This window comes from Carnobacterium maltaromaticum DSM 20342 (assembly GCF_000744945.1).
In the GTDB taxonomy this organism is placed as follows: domain Bacteria; phylum Bacillota; class Bacilli; order Lactobacillales; family Carnobacteriaceae; genus Carnobacterium; species Carnobacterium maltaromaticum.
In genome coordinates, this window is sequence record NZ_JQMX01000001.1 from 418,987 (window position 1) to 443,822 (window position 24,836).

At 35.8% G+C, this 24,836-nt stretch carries 23 protein-coding genes; 19 read left to right on the top strand and 4 right to left on the bottom strand.

Annotation, left to right across the window (positions count from 1 at the left end):
• Window positions 1-68: 68 nt before the first annotated feature.
• From BR77_RS01965 to frr, 5 genes are all read left to right on the top strand, one after another.
• Window positions 69-521, top strand: a complete 453-nt coding sequence (locus BR77_RS01965) for a GNAT family N-acetyltransferase (RefSeq protein ID WP_015076588.1) — start codon at window positions 69-71, stop codon at window positions 519-521.
• Window positions 522-733: 212 nt separating this feature from the next.
• Window positions 734-1,528: a 30S ribosomal protein S2 gene (gene rpsB / locus BR77_RS01970; RefSeq protein WP_010053070.1), complete on the top strand. Its 795-nt coding sequence runs from the start codon at window positions 734-736 to the stop codon at window positions 1,526-1,528.
• Between the two features lie 166 nt (window positions 1,529-1,694).
• Complete coding sequence (gene tsf / locus BR77_RS01975) at window positions 1,695-2,576, top strand: translation elongation factor Ts (protein WP_010053071.1); 882 nt, start codon at window positions 1,695-1,697, stop codon at window positions 2,574-2,576.
• Window positions 2,577-2,686: 110 nt separating this feature from the next.
• Window positions 2,687-3,409 (top strand): UMP kinase, encoded by a 723-nt coding sequence (gene pyrH / locus BR77_RS01980; protein WP_010053072.1) that lies wholly within the window; start codon window positions 2,687-2,689, stop codon window positions 3,407-3,409.
• A gap of 1 nt (window position 3,410) precedes the next feature.
• A complete protein-coding gene (gene frr, locus BR77_RS01985) occupies window positions 3,411-3,968 on the top strand; it encodes a ribosome recycling factor (protein ID WP_010053074.1) in 558 nt (185 codons plus the stop codon).
• Between the two features lie 165 nt (window positions 3,969-4,133).
• On the opposite strand, the gene BR77_RS01990 is transcribed toward frr, so the two are convergent.
• The gene (locus tag BR77_RS01990) at window positions 4,134-4,403 is read right to left on the bottom strand and encodes a hypothetical protein (protein WP_010053076.1); all 270 of its coding nucleotides are present in this window, start codon (window positions 4,401-4,403) and stop codon (window positions 4,134-4,136) included.
• Between the two features lie 292 nt (window positions 4,404-4,695).
• Here BR77_RS01990 and BR77_RS01995 point away from each other — a divergent pair, with 292 nt between their 5' ends.
• The 6 genes from BR77_RS01995 (at window position 4,696) to BR77_RS02020 (ending at window position 15,431) form a co-directional block, all read left to right on the top strand.
• Window positions 4,696-5,472, top strand: a complete 777-nt coding sequence (locus BR77_RS01995) for an isoprenyl transferase (protein ID WP_010053077.1) — start codon at window positions 4,696-4,698, stop codon at window positions 5,470-5,472.
• A gap of 388 nt (window positions 5,473-5,860) precedes the next feature.
• Window positions 5,861-6,646 carry a phosphatidate cytidylyltransferase gene (locus BR77_RS02000; protein WP_010053078.1) on the top strand — a complete coding sequence of 262 codons (786 nt, stop codon included), beginning with the start codon at window positions 5,861-5,863 and terminating at the stop codon, window positions 6,644-6,646.
• Between the two features lie 59 nt (window positions 6,647-6,705).
• Window positions 6,706-7,848, top strand: a complete 1,143-nt coding sequence (locus BR77_RS02005; RefSeq protein WP_016356470.1) for a 1-deoxy-D-xylulose-5-phosphate reductoisomerase — start codon at window positions 6,706-6,708, stop codon at window positions 7,846-7,848.
• 13 nt (window positions 7,849-7,861) lie between these two features.
• Window positions 7,862-9,133 carry an RIP metalloprotease RseP gene (rseP, locus tag BR77_RS02010; protein WP_010053081.1) on the top strand — a complete coding sequence of 424 codons (1,272 nt, stop codon included), beginning with the start codon at window positions 7,862-7,864 and terminating at the stop codon, window positions 9,131-9,133.
• 124 nt (window positions 9,134-9,257) lie between these two features.
• The gene (locus tag BR77_RS02015; protein WP_010053082.1) at window positions 9,258-10,964 is read left to right on the top strand and encodes a proline--tRNA ligase; all 1,707 of its coding nucleotides are present in this window, start codon (window positions 9,258-9,260) and stop codon (window positions 10,962-10,964) included.
• A gap of 117 nt (window positions 10,965-11,081) precedes the next feature.
• Complete coding sequence (locus BR77_RS02020) at window positions 11,082-15,431, top strand: PolC-type DNA polymerase III (protein WP_010053084.1); 4,350 nt, start codon at window positions 11,082-11,084, stop codon at window positions 15,429-15,431.
• A gap of 47 nt (window positions 15,432-15,478) precedes the next feature.
• Here the strand turns inward: BR77_RS02020 and BR77_RS02025 are convergent, their stop codons facing one another.
• A complete protein-coding gene (locus BR77_RS02025; protein ID WP_015076583.1) occupies window positions 15,479-15,682 on the bottom strand; it encodes a hypothetical protein in 204 nt (67 codons plus the stop codon).
• A 500-nt stretch (window positions 15,683-16,182) separates the two neighbouring features.
• On the opposite strand from BR77_RS02025, the gene rimP reads away from it, so the two are divergent.
• The 8 genes from rimP (at window position 16,183) to BR77_RS02065 (ending at window position 22,927) form a co-directional block, all read left to right on the top strand.
• On the top strand, window positions 16,183-16,656 hold the full coding sequence (gene rimP / locus BR77_RS02030) for a ribosome maturation factor RimP (RefSeq protein WP_010053087.1): 474 nt from the start codon (window positions 16,183-16,185) through the stop codon (window positions 16,654-16,656).
• Window positions 16,657-16,689: 33 nt separating this feature from the next.
• The gene (gene nusA / locus BR77_RS02035; RefSeq protein ID WP_010053088.1) at window positions 16,690-17,967 is read left to right on the top strand and encodes a transcription termination factor NusA; all 1,278 of its coding nucleotides are present in this window, start codon (window positions 16,690-16,692) and stop codon (window positions 17,965-17,967) included.
• A 16-nt stretch (window positions 17,968-17,983) separates the two neighbouring features.
• Complete coding sequence (rnpM, locus tag BR77_RS02040) at window positions 17,984-18,268, top strand: RNase P modulator RnpM (protein ID WP_010053089.1); 285 nt, start codon at window positions 17,984-17,986, stop codon at window positions 18,266-18,268.
• Complete coding sequence (locus tag BR77_RS02045; RefSeq protein WP_010053090.1) at window positions 18,265-18,570, top strand: YlxQ-related RNA-binding protein; 306 nt, start codon at window positions 18,265-18,267, stop codon at window positions 18,568-18,570. The genes rnpM and BR77_RS02045 overlap by 4 nt, the downstream gene beginning before the upstream one ends.
• A 15-nt stretch (window positions 18,571-18,585) precedes the next feature.
• The gene (infB, locus tag BR77_RS02050; RefSeq protein WP_010053092.1) at window positions 18,586-21,093 is read left to right on the top strand and encodes a translation initiation factor IF-2; all 2,508 of its coding nucleotides are present in this window, start codon (window positions 18,586-18,588) and stop codon (window positions 21,091-21,093) included.
• 33 nt (window positions 21,094-21,126) lie between these two features.
• The gene (gene rbfA / locus BR77_RS02055) at window positions 21,127-21,474 is read left to right on the top strand and encodes a 30S ribosome-binding factor RbfA (protein WP_010053093.1); all 348 of its coding nucleotides are present in this window, start codon (window positions 21,127-21,129) and stop codon (window positions 21,472-21,474) included.
• Window positions 21,475-21,616: 142 nt separating this feature from the next.
• The gene (locus BR77_RS02060; protein WP_015076581.1) at window positions 21,617-22,213 is read left to right on the top strand and encodes a hypothetical protein; all 597 of its coding nucleotides are present in this window, start codon (window positions 21,617-21,619) and stop codon (window positions 22,211-22,213) included.
• 39 nt (window positions 22,214-22,252) lie between these two features.
• The gene (locus BR77_RS02065; protein WP_035063792.1) at window positions 22,253-22,927 is read left to right on the top strand and encodes a hypothetical protein; all 675 of its coding nucleotides are present in this window, start codon (window positions 22,253-22,255) and stop codon (window positions 22,925-22,927) included.
• Between the two features lie 20 nt (window positions 22,928-22,947).
• Here the strand turns inward: BR77_RS02065 and BR77_RS02070 are convergent, their stop codons facing one another.
• Both BR77_RS02070 and BR77_RS02075 read right to left on the bottom strand, forming a co-directional pair.
• Entirely contained in the window at window positions 22,948-23,841 is an 894-nt protein-coding gene (locus BR77_RS02070; RefSeq protein WP_035063794.1) for a diacylglycerol/lipid kinase family protein, read from the bottom strand.
• Between the two features lie 36 nt (window positions 23,842-23,877).
• Window positions 23,878-24,720: a DegV family protein gene (locus tag BR77_RS02075; protein ID WP_015076575.1), complete on the bottom strand. Its 843-nt coding sequence runs from the start codon at window positions 24,718-24,720 to the stop codon at window positions 23,878-23,880.
• Window positions 24,721-24,836 lie beyond the last annotated feature (116 nt).

Genomic DNA, 24,836 nt, shown 5'->3' on the forward strand with positions numbered 1-24,836 from the left:
TTAATTAAATTTTAGCTTGGTTATGTTAAAGTTACGATTGATAAATTAATCAATAGAAGAGGGATATAATGAAAACAGAAATAAGAAGGGTTACAAAAGAAAATTGGCGAGAAATTGTTCAACTCAAGGTAGCTAAGGGGCAAGAAAATTTTATTGAAAGCAATGCTGAGTCCCTTTTAGAAGCTGTATTTGAAGGAGAAGATTGGGTTCCAGTAGGTTTATATAGTGAAAATCAATTAGTGGGTTTTGCTATGTATGGTTGTTATGATTCAACTAACCGCTCAATTTGGTTAGATCGTTTTATGATTGGTGAAGCCAATCAAAGCCATGGCCTTGGTAAACTATTTTTAGAAAAAATTTGTCAATATTTACCAACAGAATATGAACTGAAGCAAATCCTTTTAAGTTTCTATCCTGAAAATCAAAACGCTAGAAAATTTTATGAAGCGTACGGATTTATCACTACAACTAAAGTTGATGAAAATGGGGAAGAGATTTATTATTTGGACGTATCCCATTGAAAGACTTGTTGAGCCATAAGTGTTATCAAAAGTGCTAGATATAAGAAAACTCTTGCAAAGTATTCGTCTGTGTAGTAAAATTATAAACGGTGTAAAAACCAACTAATTTCACACCTTGAAGGATGTAAAGGAATGGTGCTTGAGCAACTCAAGTCTCCTTACAGTTGAATTCGAGGGAGGAAAATAAAAAACCATATTGGAGGAAAATCATCATGGCAGTAATCTCAATGAAACAATTGCTAGAAGCAGGTGTTCATTTCGGTCACCAAACACGTCGTTGGAACCCTAAAATGAAACGCTACATCTTTACAGAAAGAAACGGAATCTACATTATTGACTTGCAAAAAACAGTTAAATTAGTAGACGAAGCTTACAACTACATGAAAGATGTTGCTGAAAATGGCGGAATCGCGCTATTCGTAGGAACTAAAAAACAAGCTCAAGAAGCTGTTAAAGACGAAGCAATTCGTTCAGGTCAATACTTTGTAAATCACCGTTGGTTAGGTGGAACTTTAACTAACTGGGATACAATCCAAAAACGTATCAAACGTTTGAAAGAGATCAACAAAATGGAAGAAGACGGAACTTTCGAAGTTCTTCCAAAGAAAGAAGTTGGAATCTTAGTTAAACAACGCGAACGTTTACAAAAATTCTTAGGCGGTATCGAAGATATGCCTAGAATCCCAGATGTAATGTTTATTGTTGACCCTCGTAAAGAACGTATTGCTGTTCAAGAAGCTCACAAATTAAACATTCCTATCGTAGGTATCGTTGATACTAACTGTGATCCAGACGAGATTGACGTAGTTATTCCAGCGAATGACGATGCAATTCGTGCTGTTAAATTATTGACAGCTAAAATGGCTGATGCAATGATTGAAGGTCGTCAAGGTGAAGATGAAGTTGTTGAAGAAACTTTTGTTGCTGAAGTTGTAGCAGAAGAAGGTACTGAAACTGCATCAATCGAAGAAATCGTTGAAGTAGTTGAAGGCGACAACGCTGAATAATCAACCAATATAAAACTTTTAGGCTGTCTCGAGTAAAGAGAGAAGTGAGAGCGACTTTTTACGAAGCGGCATCATTTCTCTTTTAGAGATAGCCTAATTTTTATTTATGGAGTTTTCTATAAATAAATTGAAAATCAAACATTATCTATTAGGAGGAAATATAAAAATGACACAAGTAACTGCAGCTTTAGTTAAAAAATTACGTGATATGACCGGTGTTGGAATGATGGATGCGAAAAGAGCATTAGTAGCCGTAGAAGGTGACATTGATAAAGCCGTTGACCATTTGAGAGAAAACGGAATGGCAAAAGCTGCTAAAAAAGCAGACCGTGTAGCTGCTGAAGGTTTAGCAAGTGTTTTTGTTGAAGGAAATACTGCTGCAATCGTAGAAATTAATTCAGAAACAGATTTCGTTTCTAAAAATGATCAATTCCAAACATTAGTTGCAGAAGTAACTCGCCAAGTAGCTGAAGCAAATCCAGCAACTCTTGAAGAAGCTTTAGAAATCAAAACTGCTAGTGGTACAATTAGCTCTGAAATCATGGAAGCAACGACTGTAATTGGTGAAAAAATCAGCTTCCGTCGTTTCGAACGTTTAACTAAAGATGACAACTCTGCTTTTGGTGCATACTTGCATATGGGTGGACGTATTGCTGTTTTAACTTTAATCGAAGGAACAACTGATGAAGAAATTGCTAAAGATGTTGCTATGCACATTGCTGCAATCAATCCTAAATATGTTTCACGTGACCAAGTTTCACAAGATGAAATTGCTCATGAAACAAAAATTCTAACTGAACAAGCATTAAACGAAGGAAAACCAGCTAATATCGTTGAAAAAATGATTCAAGGTCGTTTGAACAAATATTTAGCTGAAATCAGTTTAGTTGATCAACCATTCGTTAAAGATCCAGACCAAACTGTTGGACAATTCTTAGCATCTAAAGGCGCATCTGTGAAAACATTTGTCCGCTTTGAAGTTGGAGACGGAATTGAAAAACGCGAAGATAACTTTGTTGAAGAAGTTATGAGTCAAGTAAATAAATAATCAAACCTGAGACTTTAATGAGAAAGGGAACGCATCGTATTGAGCGCTCCCTTTTTTCTTGCAATTATGTTAAAATAGAAGAGTAATGAAGCCAATGGAGGGAAGCTAACATGAACAAACCAAAATACAAACGTATTGTCTTAAAAATAAGCGGAGAAGCTTTAGCTGGAGAAGAAGGATTCGGTATTAAACCGCCAACAATTAGAGAGATTGCGAAAGAAATTAAAGAAGTGCATGATCTTGGTGTTGAAATCGCTATTGTTGTTGGTGGTGGAAATATTTGGCGTGGACAAGTTGGTTCTCAAATGGGAATGGATCGTGCTCAAGCAGACTATATGGGAATGCTAGCAACCGTTATGAATGCTTTAGCGTTACAAGATAATTTAGAAACTGTTGGTGTTCCAACACGAGTTCAAACATCTATTGAAATGCGTCAAATTGCAGAACCTTATATTCGTCGCAAAGCTATGCGCCATTTAGAAAAAGGGCGTGTTGTTATTTTTGCAGGTGGAACAGGGAATCCTTATTTTTCAACAGATACAACTGCTGCATTGCGTGCTGCTGAAATTGATGCGGATGTTATTTTGATGGCTAAAAACAATGTTGATGGAGTCTATTCAGCAGATCCAAAAGTCGACGTTACAGCTACTAAATTTGAAGAATTAACTCATTTAGAAATTATTAATAAAGGGTTACAGGTTATGGATACAACAGCAAGTTCATTAAGTATGGACAATGATATTCCATTGGTGGTCTTTAACTTAAATGAAACGGGCAATATTAAACGTGTTGCGCTGGGAGAAACAATCGGTACAACAGTGAGGGGGAAATAAAATGAGTCAAGTATTATTAAATGAAGCAAAAGAAAAAATGACAAAGGCTGAACAAGCTTTACAACGTGAATTAGGTTCTATCCGTGCTGGTCGCGCAAATGCAAGTATTTTAGATCGTATTCAAGTAGAGTATTATGGAGCACCAACTCCATTAAACCAATTGGCTTCAATCACGATTCCAGAAGCACGAGTTTTAATGGTATCACCATTTGATAAAACTTCTTTACAAGATATCGAACGTGCATTAATGCAAAGTGATGTTGGAATTACCCCAACAAACGACGGAAATGTGATTCGTTTAGTGATTCCAATGTTAACAGAAGAGCGTCGTAAAGAATTAGCGAAAAGAGTTAAAAAAGAAGCTGAAAATTCTAAAGTAACTGTTCGAAATATTCGTCGTGATTTAATTGATGAGTTGAAAAAAGCAGAGAAAAATAAAGAAATGACTGAAGATGAATTACGCAACTATGAAACAGAAGCTCAAAAATTGACAGATGATAGTGTTAAAAATCTTGATAAGATTGCAGCAGATAAAGAAAAAGAACTCTTAGAAGTATAAGAGCAATCAGTTAAAAAAGAGGTTAAGGATTTTTGATCCTTAGCCTCTTTTTTTCATGGTTATTGTTGCTTTAGCAACTTAGAACCAAGATACACATCCATCAAAGATGGACTGTGGTCCTTAAATGTTGGTTTATTTTAATCTGAAAAAAATTATGTTGAAATATTAGGGTTGTTTTGGACGAACAAAGCTATTATATTCGCTTAAAAATTCATCTGCTTCAGCTTTGTTGTAACGTTCGTAATGAGTCGCATCATGCAAGATTTTTTTGATTTCATAAACGGCTTTTTTTTGTTCATACCAAGCTTTTAATTTGTTATCTGTTCCTTTAAGTTCTTCTAAAATAGTGTCTAGACGGTCAACGGTATCTGCAATTTCTTGTAGCGCTGCTACTTTTTTCGTTTCGCTATCTGTGAACTCTGTAAAATCATCCATATCGATTCCTTCTTTCTCTATTAGATAAAATAAGCATACTAAAGCAACCAAACCTAGTCAAATGATAACCCTTTCAAATGAGCAAGTTTTAATAGGCTATTAGAGCTAATTAACTAAAATTTAACACAAATAAAGTAGTCAAGCGGTCTTATATCCTTTAAAATAGAAAAGAAGTTTAACGAACAAATATAAATCATGTGAAAAATGTGGGATTTTTTGCAAAACTAATAGGAATGTCTTTAACTTTTTGCTACAATAGATTAAGTTGAGTACAGAAATTGGAGGGAACTACTTGAAACATTTATTTAAGCGAAAAGGAAAACAACAAGCTGGAACAAATCCGCATCCTTTTCAAGAAAATGAAGTAATCCCCAATCATATTGCTATCATCATGGATGGCAATGGACGCTGGGCACAAAAAAAATTCCTGCCACGAGTTGCAGGACACCGAGAAGGCATGAATACAGTAAAAAAAATTACTAAACATGCAAATAAACTAGGCGTTAAAGTTTTAACGCTCTATGCGTTTTCAACAGAAAACTGGAAGCGCCCAACCGATGAAGTCAGTTTTTTAATGCAGCTGCCTGTTGATTTTTTCGATACATTTGTTCCCGACTTAATTAAAGAAAATGTCAAAGTGAATGTCATGGGATTTGTTGATCAATTGCCTGATCATACAAAAAAAGCAGTTGAAAAAGCCATTGAAGATACGAAGCACAATACTGGTATGATTTTGAATTTTGCCTTAAATTATGGCAGTCGTAGTGAAATGCTTGAGGCTACAAAGATAGTTGCTGAAAAAGTTCAAAATAATCAATTGAAACTTGATGAAATTACTGAGGAAGTTTATGCAGAGGCCTTAATGACGCATACATTGGGTGACTACCAAGATCCAGATTTATTGGTTCGAACTAGTGGTGAGGAACGGATTAGCAATTTTTTACTATGGCAAGTGGCATATAGTGAATTCTATTTCTCAAAAGTTTTATGGCCAGACTTTGATGAAGACGTCCTAGAAACAGCTATCGGAGTATATCAAACTCGTCATCGGAGATTCGGTGGCTTATAATTTATTAGGTGGTTATTTTTTGAGTTTGATAGGATGTAAAAAATAGGTGACTAGAGGTGACGAAAAGTTCGTATCAAATGTCTTTAGTATTTTGTTTAGTACTGAAATTATTAAACGAGCTTTTTATCAAGGCTAGCTCTTTTGAGCCAAACCTTCGGAAAAAAGATAAATTCCTAAAAAAGTAAAGAGACACTTTTCTTAGAATTTCCTATTTTTCTGCCAGGTTTAACCGACTCAACGAGCTTTTTATCAAGGCCAGCTCTTTTGAGTCAACTCTTCGAGAAAAAGATAAAAATTCGAGAGGACAAAAAACGTCCTATCAATTTTTCCTATTTTCTTGTCAGAGCTAATCGATTCAACGAGCTTTTTATTAAAGGAGGAACGTAAAGTGAAACAACGTGTTATTACAGCAGTAGTTGCTTTAGTATTTTTTATCCCTGTTCTTTATATTGGATCATGGACTTTAGAAATTGTGGCAGCTGCGATGGGATTAGTAGGCTTGTTTGAATTATTTAGAATGAAAGGTAACTCATTTTTTACAATAGAGGGGTTATTAGCTAGTATCGGTATGTTGCTACTATTAGTACCAACGGAACGTCTGAGTTTTTTACCAAGTAATTATTCCCCGCTTTATTTATTTTATATTTGCGGAATTTTATTATTAGTTTGTACTGTGTTCTCGAAAAATAGCTTTTCTTTTGATGATGCAGGTGTGGCTATTCTAGGTGCTTTGTATATTGGATATGGCTTCCATTATTTTATTGCTACTCGCGCTGCAGGCTTAGATTTGTTAATGTATATTCTTTTTGTTGTCTGGGCAACAGATATCGGCGCCTATATGTTTGGTAGAAAAATTGGGAAGCATAAATTAGCTCCAGCAATTAGTCCGAATAAAACGATTGAAGGATCATTAGGTGGTATTTTATCAGCTCTAGTAGTAGCAGCTCTATATTTAACATTTTATCCACAAGATTACTCAATGGGCATCATGTTAGCTTTAACGGTTCTATTTTCTATTTTCGGTCAATTAGGTGATTTAGTGGAGTCCGCTTTTAAACGTCATTATGATGTTAAGGATTCAGGTAAGATTTTACCCGGACATGGTGGAATTTTAGACCGCTTTGATAGTCTATTATTTGTTTTACCAATGCTTCATTTAGTTGCACTTATTTAATTTGTTGAAAGGGAGTGGGAAAGTAGTTGTCAGCCTTTGATAGCTACTTTTAATCTAATATGAAAAAAATATGCTTGTTAGGTGCAACAGGGTCTGTTGGTGAAAACACAGTAGCTGTTGTTACTGCCCATCCAGATCAATTTCAAATAGTCGCCTTTTCTTTCTACCAAAATAAGGAAAAAGGGCGCAAGCTGATTCAAAAACTGCAACCCAAACTTGTTTCAGTAGCTACGAAAGAGGATGCAGCTGGACTTTCATTAGAATTTCCCGAAATTCGCTTTACTTATGGTATAGAAGGATTATCAGAAGTTGTTGCTGACTCAGAAGTTCAATTAGTAGTAACAGCCTTAAGTGGTAGTGTGGGTTTATTGCCAACACTGACAGCTATTGAACTTGGTAAAACTGTCGCCATCGCTAATAAGGAAACGTTAGTCATGGCAGGTGCTCTGGTTATGAATTTAGCGAAAGAAAAAAATGTTAAGTTACTGCCTGTTGATAGTGAACATTCAGCTATTTTTCAATGTCTACAAGGTGAAAATATTAGCGAAGTAGAAGAACTAATTATTACAGCATCTGGTGGTAGTTTTCGAGAGTTAAGTCGTAAAGAGTTAGTTAATGTAACTTTATCAGATGCTTTAAACCATCCAAATTGGGCAATGGGTCAGAAAATTACGATTGATTCTGCGACAATGATGAACAAAGGTTTGGAAGTTATCGAAGCACATTGGTTATTTGGTCTGACTTATGATAAAATTAAAGTTGTTTTACACAAAGAAAGCATTGTACATTCAATGGTCAGTTTTGTCGATGGAGCCGTTATGGCCCAAATGGGAGCTAGTGACATGCGTGAGCCGATTCAGTATGCATTGTCTTATCCAAAGCGCATTCCAATGATTCAGCCAAAACCCTTTGATTTAGCAAAGATTGGCGCTTTACATTTTGCTGAAATGGATTTTGAACGTTTTCCATTGTTAGCCCTAGCCTATGAGACTGGTAAAATGGGTGGTACCGCACCAACCATGATGAATGCAGCGAATGAAATAGCTGTTGCAGCGTTTATAAAAGGGCAAATTTCCTTTTTGGAGATTGAGAACTATGTAGAAAAAGCGATTAAACTGGATAATTATGTAAAAAATCCAGATTTGGAAACCATTCTTAATGTTGACAAAGAAACAAGAAAATTAGTCACAAGTTGGCTATAAAGGAGCGAATTCTATGGTAACAACGATTATCACATTTTTGATTGTTTTTAGTATTTTAGTAGTCGTACATGAATACGGACATTACTATTTTGCTAAAAAATCGGGAATCCTCGTACGCGAATTCGCGATTGGATTTGGACCGAAAATTTTTTCTTATCGTAAAAATGGAACAACCTATACGATTAGAATTTTACCAATTGGTGGCTATGTACGTATGGCTGGTTACGGGGAAGATGAAACCGAAATTAAACCCGGTATGCCGATTGGTTTAATTATTAATTCTGAAGGTATTGTGACAACGATTAATACCTCTAAGAAAACCCAATTGATGGAAGCTGTTCCAATGGAAGTCGTTTCAATTGATTTGGAAAAGGATTTACACGTTGAAGGATATCTAGCAGGAAATGAAGACGAGTTAGTTCGCTATCCTGTCTTACATGATGCGACTATTATTGAAGAAGACGGTACAGAGGTTCAGATTGCTCCGATTGATGTTCAATTTCAATCTGCAAGCTTACCTAAACGAATGATGACAAACTTTGCAGGACCTATGAATAATTTTATTTTAGCAATTTTAGCCTTTACCGTGATTGCTTTTATGCAAGGCGGGGTTGTGAGTCATAGTACGCAATTAGGTGAGATAGCCTCTGACAGCGTAGCGGCTAAAGCTGGACTTGTTCAAGGCGATACTATTTTAGCAGTTGACGGAAAAAAAATGTCAGATTGGACAATGTTAGCAACAACGATTCAAGCTCATCCAGCCAAAGAAATTAAATTGGATGTTGAAACAAAAGCTGGCAAAAAAGAAACAATCAATGTAACACCTAAATCTGTAAAAGTTGAAGATAAAAAAATTGGTCAGATTGGAATTGGACCAGCAATTGATACTTCATTTGGAGCGAAGATTGCATACGGATTTACCCAAACATGGTTTATTATGGTTCAAATCGTAACAGTTTTAGGCTCTATTTTTACCAAAGGGTTTAATATTGGAATGTTCTCAGGTCCAGTAGGGATTTATGCAGCAACAGAGCAAGTCGTTCAAATTGGTTTTATGGGCGTGTTTAATTTCCTAGCTGTTTTGAGTATTAATTTAGGTATTGTTAATTTACTTCCCATACCAGCTTTAGATGGTGGAAAGTTATTGTTAAATATTATAGAAGGCATCAGACGCAAACCTTTAGATCCAGATAAAGAAGGTATCATTACAATGGTTGGTTTTGGTTTAATGATGTTGTTGATGATTTTAGTGACTTGGAACGATATCCAACGCTATTTCTTTTAGTCTAGAAAGCTTATAATTAAGTAATGTAAAAGTCGAACCGCACATATTCTATCTTGTCTTTTAGAGTAAACTTTTGGAGAAGTCTGATAGAGGGATAGAATGAAGTGCATAAAGGAGAAGAAGAATGAAACAATCAAAATTATTTGTCCCAACATTAAGGGAAGTTCCAAACGATGCTGAGGTTATCAGTCATCAAATGTTATTAAGAGCTGGATACATCCGTCAAATTTCAAGTGGCGTATACAGCTATTTACCATTAGCTAATCTAGTAATTGAAAAGTTAAAAACAATTATTCGTGAAGAATTTGAAAAAATAGATGCAGTTGAAATGTTAATGCCTTCATTACTACCTAAAGAATTATGGGAAGAATCTGGTCGTTACGAAACATACGGACCAAATTTAATGCGTTTAAAAGACCGTAATGGACGTGATTTCTTATTAGGGCCAACTCATGAAGAAGCTTTTACAACCTTAATTCGTGATGAAATTAATTCATATAAACGTTTGCCATTATCACTTTACCAAATTCAAACAAAATTCCGTGATGAAAAACGTCCGCGTTTTGGTTTATTACGTGGTCGCGAATTTATTATGAATGATGCCTATTCTTTCCACGATAGCGATGAAAGTTTAGATGTAGGATATCGTCAATTTGAACAAGCATATAATCGCATTTTTGAACGTTGTGGTTTAGAGTTCCGTAGCATCATCGGTGACGGTGGAGCAATGGGCGGTAGTGATTCAAAAGAGTTTATGGCGATTTCAGATATTGGTGAAGATACAATTTGTTATTCTGATGCTAGTGACTATGCAGCAAACTTAGAAATGGCGACAAATTTTTACATGCGCAAAAAATCCCACGAGATTGAAAAAGAACTGGAAAAAGTTGCAACTCCAGGTGTTAAAACAGTCGAAGAAGTTGCGAATTTATTAGAAGTTGAAGAAAGCCGTGTGATTAAGAGTATTTTATTTATTGCCGATGAAAAACCTGTTTTAGTTGTTGTTCGTGGAGATCATGAAATCAATGATGTGAAATTGAAAAATCATTTAAATGCAGACTTCTTAGAAATGGCAACCGATGAACAAGCTTCTGAGTTGTTAGGTGCTAGTTTTGGTTCTCTTGGACCAATTAATGTTCCAGAAGAAATCCAAGTGATTGCTGATCGTTATGTACAAGATTTAGGAAATGCTGTTTGTGGCGCAAATGAAGAAGGTTTCCATTTCATCAACGTGAATCCAGATCGTGATTTAAAAGTTGAAGAGTATCTTGATTTACGTTTTGTTTTAGAAGGGGAATTATCGCCTGATGGACAAGGTGTCATTAAGTTTACTAAAGGGATTGAAATTGGACATATTTTCAAATTAGGTACTCGCTACAGTGAATCAATGAACGCGACAATCTTAGATCAAAATGGTCGTTCTATTCCAGTTATTATGGGTTGTTACGGTATTGGCGTTAGTCGTTTACTTTCAGCTATTGTTGAACAGCAAGCAGATGACCGTGGTGTAAACTGGCCACGTAACATTGCACCATATGAAGTTCATTTAATTCCTGTTAATATGAAGGCAGAAGATCAAACAAGCTTGTCAGACGATTTATACACTGAATTAAAACAAGCCGGATTATCTGTTTTAATGGATGATCGTAACGAGCGTGTCGGTGTTAAATTTGCAGATTCTGATTTAATTGGTTTACCAGTACGAATTACAGTTGGTAAAAAAGCGAGTGAAGGTATCGTGGAAATTAAATTACGCAAAACAAGTGAAACGATTGAAGTTAAAAAAGAAGAACTAATTGATACCTTAAATATTTTATTAAACGCAAACTAGTAAAACTATGATACAATAATAGAAGTAAAATCAGAAGGCACCTTTTTAGGAAGTGTGCCTTTTTTCAAGTGTAAAGCAGGAAATACCGTCAAAGAATTATGACGAAAGGGGTATCCTATGAGTTTAAGTCAAGAAGAATTATTTCAAAAATTATTGGAGCAAATTAATTTGCATCAAGAATTAGACTACCAACCTTATTTTGAAAAAGCGAGTATACGTAAAGTAACAGTGCATAAACAGTCAAAGTTATGGCATTTTGATTTTTATTTTCAAGATATTTTGCCATTTGAAATCTACCAAAATTTTTCAGAGAAATTGCAGATTGCTTTTCGTTCGATAGCCGCAATTTCTTTTTCTATTGAAACCGAAAATCCAGAATTAACGATTGAAAAATTAGAACATTATTGGCCAGAAGCGGTTAAGCGTAGTGGTGTTTCTTCACCAATTATCAATCAACTATTTCGCCAACAGTTACCTGTTCTGAATCTAAAAAAAGTGCAACTTTATGTTGAAAATGAAGTAGTTAAAGGTCATTTGACGAATCAGTACCTGCCTCCAGTTGAAGAGCACTATCAAAAACTCGGTTTTCCTAAATTTAGGATTGAACCTGTGATTGATGAAGAAGCGAATACTGCGAAATTGGCTGAATTTAAAGCTAAAAAAGAAGAAGCCGAGCAACTTTTAGCTGAACGTGCAGCGGATAATTTACAAAAAGCTGAAGAAGAAAGAAAACGTAATGGCGGTGACAATAAAGTTGCCAATCTTCCAAAAGGAAAATTAGTCTTAGGAAGAGCAATCAATGATAAAGAAGAAATTAAGCCAATGGCTGAAATTATTGAAGAAGAACGTCGTGTGACAATTGAAGGATATGTCTTTGATGTAGAAGTGCGAGTATTGCGTTCCGAACGCCAAATCTTAATTTTAAAAATTACGGACTACACTTCATCTTTTGCGGTTAAAATGTTTTCGAATTCGCCAGAAGATGAGGCTGTCTTTGCAGCTTTGAAAAAAGGCATGTGGGTTCGAGCTAGAGGAGCCGTACAAGAAGATAACTTTATGCGTGATTTAGTAATGAGCGCACGAGATATCACCGAAGTCAGTCGAGAGTTAAGAAAAGATAAAGCTGATGAAGATAAAAAACGAGTTGAACTCCATTTGCACAGCAATATGAGCCAAATGGATGCAACAAACAATATTACCGATTTAGTTGAACAAGCAGCTAAATGGGGACATCCAGCAGTAGCTATTACAGATCATAGTGGCGCACAATCTTTTCCAGATGCTTATCATGCCGGGAAGAAAAATGGGGTTAAGATTTTATATGGTATTGAAGCGAATATTGTCGATGATGGTGTTCCAATTGCCTATAATCCAAAACATATTGCCTTAAGCGAAGCAACCTATGTTGTTTTTGATGTGGAGACAACCGGTCTTTCGGCAGTCTATGATACGATTATTGAATTGGCTGCAGTAAAAATGTATAAAGGCAATATTATTGAAACTTTTGAACAGTTTATTGATCCAGGTCACCCGTTGTCCCAAACAACCATTAATTTAACAGGAATTACTGATGATATGGTTCGTGGCTCAAAATCTGAAGAAGAAGTTTTACGCCTGTTTAAAGAGTTTTCTGGTGATGATATTTTAGTAGCCCATAATGCTAGTTTTGATATGGGATTCTTAAATACAAGCTATGGCAAATATGACATAGCAGAAGCCGAAAACCCAGTTATTGATACGTTAGAAATGTCACGTTTCTTACATCCGCAATTAAAAAGTCATCGTTTAAATACGTTAGCAAAACGCTATGGTGTAAATTTAGAACAGCATCACAGAGCCATTTATGATTCGGAATCAACGGGTCAATTATGCTGGATATTTATTAAAGAAGCTAGAGAAGAACATGATATGCATTATCATGATGAATTAAATATGCACATTGGTGAAGGGGATTCCTATAAACGAGCGCGACCTTTCCACGCCACTATTATAGCGACAACCCAAGACGGATTGAAAAATTTATTCAAACTTGTTTCGATGTCAATGGTCAATTATTTTTATCGGACACCACGAATTCCAAGGTCAAAACTAACTGAATATCGTGAAGGACTTATTGTTGGATCTGCATGTAGCTCAGGCGAAGTTTTTGAAGCAATGATGCAGAAAGGCTACGATGAAGCAAAAAATCGTGCCAAATTTTATGACTATTTAGAAGTCATGCCTAAACCAGTCTATGCACCATTAATTGAGCGTGAACTAGTAAAAAGTGAAAAAGATTTAGAAGAAATTATTCGAAATATGGTACGAATGGGTGATGAATTAGGTAAGTTAGTAGTGGCAACTGGAAATGTTCATTATTTAAATCCAGAAGACTCCACTTATCGCAAGATTTTGATTCATTCTCAAGGTGGTGCTAATCCGCTTAATCGTAGTATTTTGCCAGAAGTTCATTTTAGGACAACTGATGAGATGCTAAAAGAATTTAGCTTTTTAGGGAAAGAAATGGCTGAGCGAATCGTCGTGGAAAACACGCACAAAGTTGCAGATTTAGTCGCAGATGATATTACGCCAGTTAAAACAGATTTATATACACCTAAAATTGAAGGTTCTGAAGATGAAATTAGAAAATTAAGTTATGATGAAGCTCATCGATTATATGGCGAAGTGCTTCCCGAAATAGTTGAAAAACGGATTGAAAAAGAATTAAAAAGTATTATTGGAAATGGTTTCTCCGTAATTTATTTAATTTCCCAAAAACTAGTACACAAAAGTGTCAGCGAGGGCTATTTGGTTGGGTCACGTGGTTCCGTTGGGTCCAGTTTTGTTGCAACAATGACGGGAATTACCGAAGTAAATCCAATGCCACCTCATTATCGTTGTCCAGAATGTCAATATTCTGAGTTTTTCGAAGATGGCTCCGTTGGTTCAGGATATGACTTGCCAGAAAAAGCTTGTCCAAAATGTGGTGCTCGTTTGTTTAAAGACGGTCATGATATTCCCTTTGAAACCTTCTTAGGATTTCACGGCGATAAAGTCCCCGATATTGATTTAAACTTTTCGGGTGATTATCAAGCTAAAGCCCATGATTATACCAAAGTTTTATTTGGTGAAGATTATGTGTTCCGGGCTGGTACAATTGGAACGGTTGCCGATCGAACCGCCTATGGTTTTGTAAAAGGCTATGAACGAGATATGAATTTAAATTTCCGAGCAGCTGAAGTTGATCGCTTAGCTAAAGGCTCAACAGGCGTGAAACGAACAACTGGACAGCATCCTGGGGGAATTATTGTTATTCCTGATTATATGGATGTCTATGATTTCACACCGATTCAATTTCCGGCAGATGCCCAAGATTCTGAGTGGAAAACAACACATTTTGATTTCCATTCCATTCACGATAATGTTTTAAAACTTGATATTCTAGGTCACGATGATCCAACTGTGATTCGGATGCTACAAGATTTATCAGGGATCGATCCAAAAACGATTCCAACAGACGATCCGGATGTAATGCAAATTTTTGGTGGGACTGAAATCTTAGGTGTGACTCCTAAGCAAATTGAATCAAATACTGGAACGCTTGGCATTCCTGAGTTTGGAACAAGATTTGTTCGAGGGATGTTGGAACAAACGAAGCCAACTACCTTTGCAGAGTTACTCCAAATCTCTGGGTTATCACATGGTACCGATGTTTGGTTAGGGAATGCCGAAGAGCTAATCCGAACAAAAGATATTCCGCTTTCTCAAGTAATTGGTTGTCGGGATGATATTATGGTCTACTTGATTCATAATGGTTTAGATGATGGATTAGCCTTTAAAATCATGGAAAGTGTGCGTAAAGGTAAAGGAATTCCAGAAGATTGGCAAAAATCAATGCGAGATGAAAAAATACCAACTTGGTATATTGATTCTTGCTTGAAAATTAAGTATATGTTCCCTAAAGCCCATGCGGCAGCATACGTTCTAATGGCTTTGCGAGTGGCATATTATAAAGTCCATTTCCCAATTCTTTACTATGCAGCGTTTCTATCAGTTCGTGCAGCTGATTTTGATTTAGTCGCAATGAGCCAAGGAAAAGAAGCGTTAAAAGCTAAAATGAAAGAAATAAATGATAAGGGCCTTGATGCCTCAACCAAAGAAAAGAATTTACTAACAATACTAGAAATTTGTAATGAAATGGTTGAACGTGGCTTTGAAATTAAAATGATTGATCTATATAAATCAGATGCAAATGATTTTATTATCGAAGGCAACGCTTTAATTGCTCCTTTCAGAGCAGTACCAAGTTTGGGAGCCAATGTGGCGAAGCAAATTTGTATTGCCCGTGAAGAGAAGAAATTCTTATCTAAAGAAGATTTAGCGAAGCGTGGTAAAGTTTCTAAAACATTGATTGAGTATATGACTGAGAACAATGTTTTGAAAGACTTACCAGATGAAAATCAATTATCTTTATTTGATATGATGTAAAAAAATAGGAACAAGCCGAATTATAGGCTTTGTTCCTATTTTTATTTTTAGTATGGATAATAGAAATAAATGAGAATTAATCCAATACTAACTAGTGGCAAACCAAAGTAGAGAAAGGGCAATGTTAAACCATCCCAGGCTTTTTTATTTAGAAAAGCACGCCAACGGTAGCACATTCCTGATAAACTTAATGAAAAAGCACCTGTGAAAAAGACAATAATCCCACACATAAATAAAAAATCTTGATCCATAAACGTTCCTCCTGACACTAATTTTTTTAATCCAGTTTAGTCTGTTAATGAAAAATAAGGAGGTTTCATGTGGCGTGTTTTTGTCACCTCAACATTCATTTTATCAGCATTAAAAACAATCTACCATTGGAGTATCTAACAATCTTATAACAAAAATGTAAGGTACTTGATAGTGATAATAAGTATCTTTTAAAAGTTCTTATAAAGCATCTTGAAAGGATTCATTAAACAGAATAAATACACCCATGGCAAAAAAAATATGGACAAATAGCACTAAATAATTTTGTAATTAAATTAACTAAGAAAGTTGAGTTTTTTTATTTGATAGTAAAACCTTTATTACACCACAAAATGATTCGATAAACTACCTGACTTTAGTTGCAAACACTGTAAAAACGTGGTATTATAGTTAATGTATTTAGATATCCTGTAGAGAGTGAGCGGCGACGCTCACTCTTTTTCGGCAGTCAGGTGAAAAGTGTCTAAAGGAGGCGATGAGATTGAGTAATGTGGTTGATACGGTCAAGACTATTGTTCAACCAATCGTTGACGAATTTAATTTTGAATTGGTTGACGTGGAATTTGTAAAAGAAGGTAAAAGTTGGTTTTTAAGAATGTACATTGATAAGCCCGGTGGAATTGACATTGAAGACTGTGCGTTAGTGAGTGAAAAGATTAGTGAAAAAATGGATGCTATTAATCCAGATCCAATCCCTCAAGCGTATTTCTTAGAAGTTTCTTCTCCAGGAGCAGAAAGACCTTTGAAGAAAGAACAGGATTATCAAAATGCAGTTGGTTCTTATGTGAATATTTCATTGTATGAACCTGTTGATGGCGAAAAAATGTATGAAGGCACTTTAGAAGAAGTGAATGAAGACAGTTTGATTTTAACAATTCGAATAAAAACTAGAGAGAAAAAGATGGAATTCGATCGCAAGAAAATTGCGAAAGCAAGGTTAGCGATCAAGTTTTAAATTTATGATACGTAGATAGGAGAGAAGTGAATTATGAGCAAAGAAATGTTAAATGCTCTTGATGCTTTAGAAACAGAAAAAGGTATTGCAAAAGAAATCGTGATTGAAGCGTTGGAGGCTGCCTTAGTTTCTGCTTACAAACGGAATTATAGTCAAGCGCAAAATGTTGAAGTCGAGTTTGATATGAAAAAGGGAAATATCCACGTTTATGCCGTTAAAGAAGTCGTTGAAGTTGTTTTTGATTCTCGTTTAGAAGTGAGTATTGAAGATGCTTTAGAGCTCAACAAAGCATATGAAATTGGCGATAAAATCCGTTTTGAAGTAACTCCTAAAGACTTTGGACGTATTGCTGCACAGACAGCTAAACAAGTCATTATGCAACGTGTTCGTGAAGCTGAACGCAGTATTATTTATAATGAGTTTGTCGCTTATGAGAATGATATCATGCAAGGAATTGTTGAACGTCAAGACAATCGTTACATTTATGTAAACCTTGGCAAGATTGAGGCTGTTCTATCTAAGCAAGAACAAATTCCAAATGAAACCTATAAAGCCCATGATCGTATTAAAGTTTATGTGACTAAAGTAGAAAATACTTCAAAAGGCCCACAAATTTTTGTTAGCCGTAGTCATCCAGATTTATTAAAACGTTTATTCGAGCAAGAAGTTCCTGAAATTTATGATGGAACAGTTGAAATTGTCTCTATCGCTCGTGAAGCTGGCGATCGTGCTAAAGTAGCTGTTATGTCAAGAGATGCTAATATTGATCCTGTCGGAACCTGCGTAGGTCCTAAAGGTCAACGTGTTCAAGCCATTGTCAATGAATTGAAAGGCGAAAACATGGATATTGTTGAATGGAATGAAAATCCAGCAACTTATATTGCAAATGCATTGAACCCAGCACAAGTAGTTGATGTAACCTTTAACGAAGCACAAGGAAGTTGTGTAGTTGTAGTTCCAGATTATCAATTGTCACTTGCTATTGGGAAACGTGGTCAAAATGCGCGATTAGCTGCCAAATTAACTGGCTTTAAAATCGATATTAAATCAGAATCTGATATGGCTGCATTAGCAGAAGTAAAAGAAGAAACTGATTTAGAGACGGTTGCTGAGTATGTTGAGGCTGTAGAAGAAAATATGGCAGTTGAAGCTGAAAATGATGCTGAAGAAGTTCTTGAAAGCATAGAAGATTTAGAAGAGTCTCGTGAAGTTTCAGAATTGGATTCTGAAACAGAAGAAGATATTTTAAATCCAGAAGATGCAGAAGAGTTAATCGAATTAGCAGAAGAACAAGACGGAGTCGACGAGTAAGCAGGAGGTTGTTTAGATGCAAAAGCGAAAAGTACCAATGCGTAAATGTGTTGTAACTAACGAGATGAAGCCTAAGAAAGAAATGATTCGAATTGTTAGAAACAAAGAAGGCGTTGTCGCCATTGATCCAACTGGAAAAATGCCTGGACGTGGAGCTTATGTTTCTATTGAACCGACAGTTGTTCAAACGGCTTGGGACAAACATGTCCTTGATCGTCATTTAGAAGCAACCATTAACGATGAATTTTACCAAGAATTATTGGATTATGTAACCCATCAGAAAGCACGGATGAGTTTATGAATAATGATCAAAAGGTGCTTAATCTTCTTGGAATGGCGCAGCGTGCCGGAAAGCTCGTCTCTGGAGAAGACTTAAGTTTGAAAGAAATCAGAAATGGCACTGCTAAATTAGTCATTGTAGCAGTGGATGCAAGTGAAAATACACGAAAAAAAATATCCGATAAAGGTCAGCATTATGAAGTCCTTGTAGCAGTTCATTTCACAAAAATGGAATTGAGCCATGCGATTGGGAAAGAACGGACCATTTGTACGATTATCGATAAAGGCTTCGCAAAGAAATTTCGTGAGTTATTATCAATATAATTGGAGGGTGATTACATGGGGAAAAAACGTGTTCATGAGTATGCTAAAGAGCATGATATGTCTAGTAAGCGTGTAATTGAAAAAGCAAAAGAACTGGGAATTGAATTAGGCAATCATATGTCTACTATCGATGAAAATCAAGTTCAAAAATTAAATCAAGTTTTTACAAAAAAAGAAGCAGGAACAAAGGTTGCTGCTAATACTAAAAAATCAGACCGTCCACACTCAAGTGGACAAGGGGGTAACACTACGAACTCTAAAGAAGATAATCAGAAGCGTCCAGCTCAAAGTGGTGGACAAAATGCAGGTAAACCAACTCAAACAGGGAAGCCAGCACAAAATAAAACAACAAATACTCGTCCAGCTACTAAACCTAGCCAAGGACAATCAAATAATACAAATCGTCCAGCTGCTAAAACAGGTCAAGGACAATCAAGCAACACAAACCGTCCAGCGGCTAAAACAGGTCAAGGACAATCAAACAACACAAATCGCCCAGCAGCTAAAACTAGTCAAGGGCAATCAAGTAACACTAGTCGTCCAGCGGCTCAAGGCCAAGGAACAACAAGTGGAAATAATGCTCAAGGAGCAAATCGTGGAAGCGGCGGAGGACAAGGCGGTTATCAAGGTAACCGTGGTGGACAAGGCGGCAATCGCGGTGGCTATCAAGGCGGTTATAACAATCGCAATAATTTCAGAAAGAAAAAACGTCGTAGTGGCGAAACAAAACCAGTAGCACCACCAGTGCCACGTAAATTTAAAGAATTACCAGAAGTATTAGTTTATTCTGATGGTATGACAGTTGCGGATATTTCTAAAAAGATTTACCGTGAACCAGCAGAGATTATTAAGAAGTTATTCCTATTAGGCGTAATGGCTACTTTAAATCAATCTTTAAGCAAAGAAGCAATTGAATTATTAGCAACAGATTATGGTATTGAAGCTGAAGAGAAAATCGAATTAGATGTATCTGATTTAGATGTCTACTTTGACCAAGAGACCAACGAAGAGGCTTTAGTTACTCGTCCACCAGTTGTTACAATTATGGGTCACGTTGACCATGGTAAAACAACACTTCTAGATTCATTACGTAATACAAAAGTAAGTTTAGGAGAAGCAGGCGGAATCACACAACATATTGGAGCTTATCAAATTGATGTTGATGGAAAACCAATCACATTCTTAGATACACCAGGACATGCGGCCTTTACAACGATGCGTGCTCGTGGAGCAGGTATCACAGATATTACTGTATTAGTTGTAGCAGCAGATGATGGTGTTATGCCACAAACTGTCGAAGCAATTAACCATGCTAAAGCAGCAGAAGTACCGATTATTGTTGCAGTTAATAAAGTTGACAAGCCTGGTGCAAATCCAGAGCGTGTGATGCAAGAATTAACTGAGCATGGATTGGTTCCTGAATCATGGGGTGGAGAAACAATTTTTGTTGAGATTTCTGCTAAATTCCAACAAAACTTAGAAGAACTACTTGAAATGATTTTATTAGTTGCTGAAGTTCAAGAATTAAAAGCTGACCCAACTCGTTTGGCTATTGGAACAGTAATTGAAGCTCGTTTAGATAAGAGTAAAGGTCCAGTTGCAACGCTATTAGTTCAAGAAGGAACACTAAAAGTTGGAGATCCAATTGTTGTTGGAAACACATTTGGTCGGGTTCGTGTAATGTCTAACGAAACAGGTCGTCGTGTGAAAACAGCCGGTCCAGCTGCACCAGTTGAAATTACTGGATTAAACAATGCTCCACAAGCTGGCGATCGTTTTGTTGTCTTTGAAGATGAAAAAACTGCTCGTTCAGCAGGTGAAGATCGTGCGAAACGTGCTGCTGTTGAGCAACGTTCTGTTACGAATCGTGTAACATTAGATAACTTGTTTGATAGCTTACAAGAAGGCGAATTAAAAGAAGTTAACGTGATTATCAAAGCAGATGTACAAGGATCTGTTGAAGCTTTAGCAGCAAGCTTACAAAAAATTGAAGTTGAAGGCGTTCGTGTTAAAATCATTCATACGGCAGTTGGAGCTATTAATGAAAGTGATATTACTTTAGCTGCAGCAAGTAATGCAATTGTGATTGGATTTAACGTTCGTCCAACACCTCAAGCTAAACAACAAGCTGAACAAGAAGCCGTTGATATTCGCTTACACCGCATTATTTATAATGCTATCGATGAAATTGAAACAGCAATGAAAGGGATGTTAGATCCTGAATTTGAAGAGAAAATCACTGGGCAAGCAATTGTTCGTGAGACCTTCAAAGTGTCTAAAGTTGGAACAATCGCAGGTGGTTATGTAACTGAAGGCTTTATCACACGTAACAGTAGCATTCGTTTAATCCGTGATAGCATTGTTATTTTTGAAGGCGAATTAGCTAGTTTGAAACGCTTTAAAGATGATGTTAAGGAAGTTAAACTTGGATTTGAATTTGGTTTCATGATTAAAGATTACAATGAAGTTCAAATGGATGATGTTATTGAAGCATACCAAATGGTAGAAATTAAACGTAAATAAATAAAATCTTAATGGAAAAGCGAGGGATATATCATGGCAAATCATAGACTAGGTCGTGTCACTCAAGAAGTCCAAAGAGAAGTAAATGACATTTTAAAAAAACGTGTTCGTGATCCACGCGTTCAAGATGTAAATATTACAGATGTACGTGTTACAGGAGACTTACAACAAGCGACTATTTATTATAGTATCTTATCTGATAAAGCAAGCGATATTGAAAAAGCTCAAGCAGGTCTTGAAAAAGCCGCTGGTTTAATTAGAAAAGAATTAGGTCAACGTTTAACACTTTATAAAACGCCAGAACTTAGTTTTGCGCGCGATGAGTCTGTAGCTTACGGAAATCGGATTGATGAGTTATTACGTGATTTAAATAAAGAATAACAAAAAAGAACCAATTGCTGAAAAGTGATTGGTTCTTTTTTTGTATTCTTAAATTAGAAACAAATAAGCCTTTTAACTATAGGTATTTCTTTAGAAGTTTGTTATACTAATACGAGATAAATTAAAAAGGGGCTAAGTTTAAATGAGTTTATATTCTTATATTGGAACAGAAAAAAAGATGCCAGTAGCTGAACCGCCAGCTGAAAATATTGTCGCAATGATTGCTCGGGATACTTTAGATAAAGGTGTAACCGATGAAATGGTACTAAGTTATTTACAAAACCAGACTGGTGATGATAGTTTAACTTTAGATCAAATTGCTTTTTTTGATACAGAAAAAGAAATTGTTGGAGGATTTGAAATCCTAAATTTGACTAACTCAACAGATATAAAAAAACATTTCACCACAAAATTTGTTTATGAATGTTCTGACTTTCCAGTCTGGGAACCAATAGAAAATGAAACCAATACTGGTGATAAGTATACCTTTGAGCAAATTACGCAATACCAACAAATGATGGATGAAGCACGTGCTGTTAACGCTGTTCAACAAACTAGTTTTATGGATGTATTAGAAAAATGTTTTGAAGATACAGATAAAGTCGAGCTGTATACATGTTGGATGGGTGAGGAAGGTGTGAGAGAAGCACAACGCCGCGTCGAAAAATGGGATATAGTTAAAGCCAATCCACTATTGTTGGACTTAGGAGAAAAAGAATTTTTAGTGATTGAAAAATAGTTTTAAAACCTGAATGATTAGGATAGGAGGGGAACTAGTATGATGCCTTTTTCTTATTTAGCTACGGAGAAACCTCTGAAATTATCAAAAATTTTAGATCCAAGTCGTTGCATCATTGCAGAACGTGAAAATATGCCGGCAGATTTATCTGAGGAAGATTTTTACACTGAAATGAAAAAGAGTAATCCAGTACTAAAAAGGGAAGAAGTTAGGATTATTGAAAAAGGCGATAGCAGACCACTATTTAATGTATTTAGTATCTTACAGCAAGTTACTGATCCGCTGATTCTTTCTATGTTTACCTTACCTTATGTCTATGAAGTTACGGATTTTCCTTTCGCTGAAACTGAAATCTATCATTTAACACTAACTGAATCTCAGCTAAATGATAACGTACTTTTATCAAAAATGGAGAAGATTTATTTCGCACAATTAACTAGTTGTGAAGAGTATTTTCAAACTCTTTTTATAAGAAATAAAAAAGTAGAATGTTTACTATACTGGGATCCAATTAGAGATCATCGTGATAATGGGAAATCAAGACCCTATTCTTTTTTACCTTGTGGTTTGTATATTACGGGCTTAAATGCAGAGGATTGCTTTCAAGGGGTTGAAAAACACCTAGCGACAAATGATTTTTTTAGAGAATTTGAAGCAATCAACTTAAAAATCAATCAAAAATTAATTATTAGTAAAAAAGACAACGCTAGGTAAACTTAGCGTTGTCTTTTGCATTAAGGAGCTAAAACTTGAATGTGTCCTTCTAAAACTTGCATATTTAAGGGCAATTTTTCAGATGGATCACCATCTATACGTGAGCGGATTTCCTTTTTTGCTCCTTCAATTGTCATTTTTTTTGTTTTAAAATAAGTCACATCAGGAATTTTTTTGGCTTTTCCACTAATAAAATACGGTAAAAAACGTAAAGAGCCAATAAAAGATAATTCTGGAACGATAAAGACATGAAAATAACCATCATCAACGGCTGCGTCGGGATCCAAATAAGGAAATCCGCCAGCTGAATTGGTCATCGTTACCAGTAATAATTGTGCTGAACCACGCCATTTTCCGCCATCATGCTGGATTTTTAAGTGGTAGTGTTTGTGCTGAACAAGAATTTTACTCCCTTTAAAAATAAAGGCGAACGGTCCAAATTTTTGTTTTTCCTGTTGGCTGACCTCTAAAGCGGCATCAGCTAAAACTCCTAAGGTTAGAGTACTAATCATATAAGAATCATTGACTTGACCAACATCAAGCGGAGTTAAATCACCAGTGACTAAATTTTCAATAGCTGCAGGGATATCAAGTGGTATTTCTAATACTCGAGCTAAATTATTAACCGTTCCAGCTGGGATAATTCCTAGTTTAGGGCGATGTTCAAAAGGCGATAGTCCAGAAACCACATCACTGATTGTGCCATCACCACCAATTGAAACGACTAAATCAAATTTATTTTCAGCGGCTTCCTTAGCGAATTTAGTGGCATCTGTTTCACTTTTAGTTCCCATTTGTTTTACCTGGTAAGCTGAATCTTGTTCTTCTAAATAATCTTGAACTTGTTGTGCAATTTTTTTAGATTGACTTTTACCAGATGAGGGATTGAAAATAATCATTACTTTTTTTACCATATTATTTCATCAACTTTCTTTATTTGCATTTAATTTTTAATGAGTGAGGTACATAACCGAAAAAGCATCTTTTCCAGCATGGGTCATAATACTTGGACTTGCATATGCAATATGGTATTCCGCACTTGGAAATTGCTGTTTAAAATTAGCAATCAACTCTTCAGTAAATGGGGTTAAACCAATATGCGTAATTCCAATGGCTTTAATCCCAGCAGTTTTTTTCATATCTTCAATCATTTTATCGACTCGTTTTTGCATAGAACGCATACCCCGACCTTTTGTATCTGGTTCCAAACCATCTTTTGTTAGACGAAGCATTAATTTAATATTCAGGAAATTAGAAATTTTCCCCATTGTGTGCCCAATTCTGCCGCCTTTAATTAGGTTATCTAGATGAACAACACAGATAAATAAATCCGTTTTACTACGAATAGCATCTAGTTTTTCAGAAATCTCAGCTATTGAATGCCCTTTTTGTGCCATCTTAGCCGCAGCAATTACTTGGAAAGCCATTGCCCGATCAATAAACTTCGAATCTATAACGGTTACATTCCCTTTAATTAAATTTGAAGCTTGATGCGCCGCTTGAACAGTTCCACTTAAAACTTCAGTAACATGAATCGATAATACATCACTACCATCAGCAGTTAGATCATGATAAGTGTCAACAAACGAACCAATAGCTGGTTGTGAAGTTTTTGGGAGTTCAGTTGCAGCATTCATTTTTTCAAGGAACTCTTCCTTTGTAATTGTTTTTTCATCAATATAAACTGTACTATCAATCATGGCCGTTAGGGGAACAATAGTAATGTCATATTTTTCTATTTCTTCCTTGGATAATTGAACGGTAGAATCCGTTACAATTTTGATGTTTTTCATAAAGTTGCCTCCTCAGATAGATGGAAATTAGGAAAAGGAACTTCCTACTTACTAAGAATAACAAATTTCACACGAAAAAGACATAGTAATTACCTGAATCACTGTGAACATTAAGG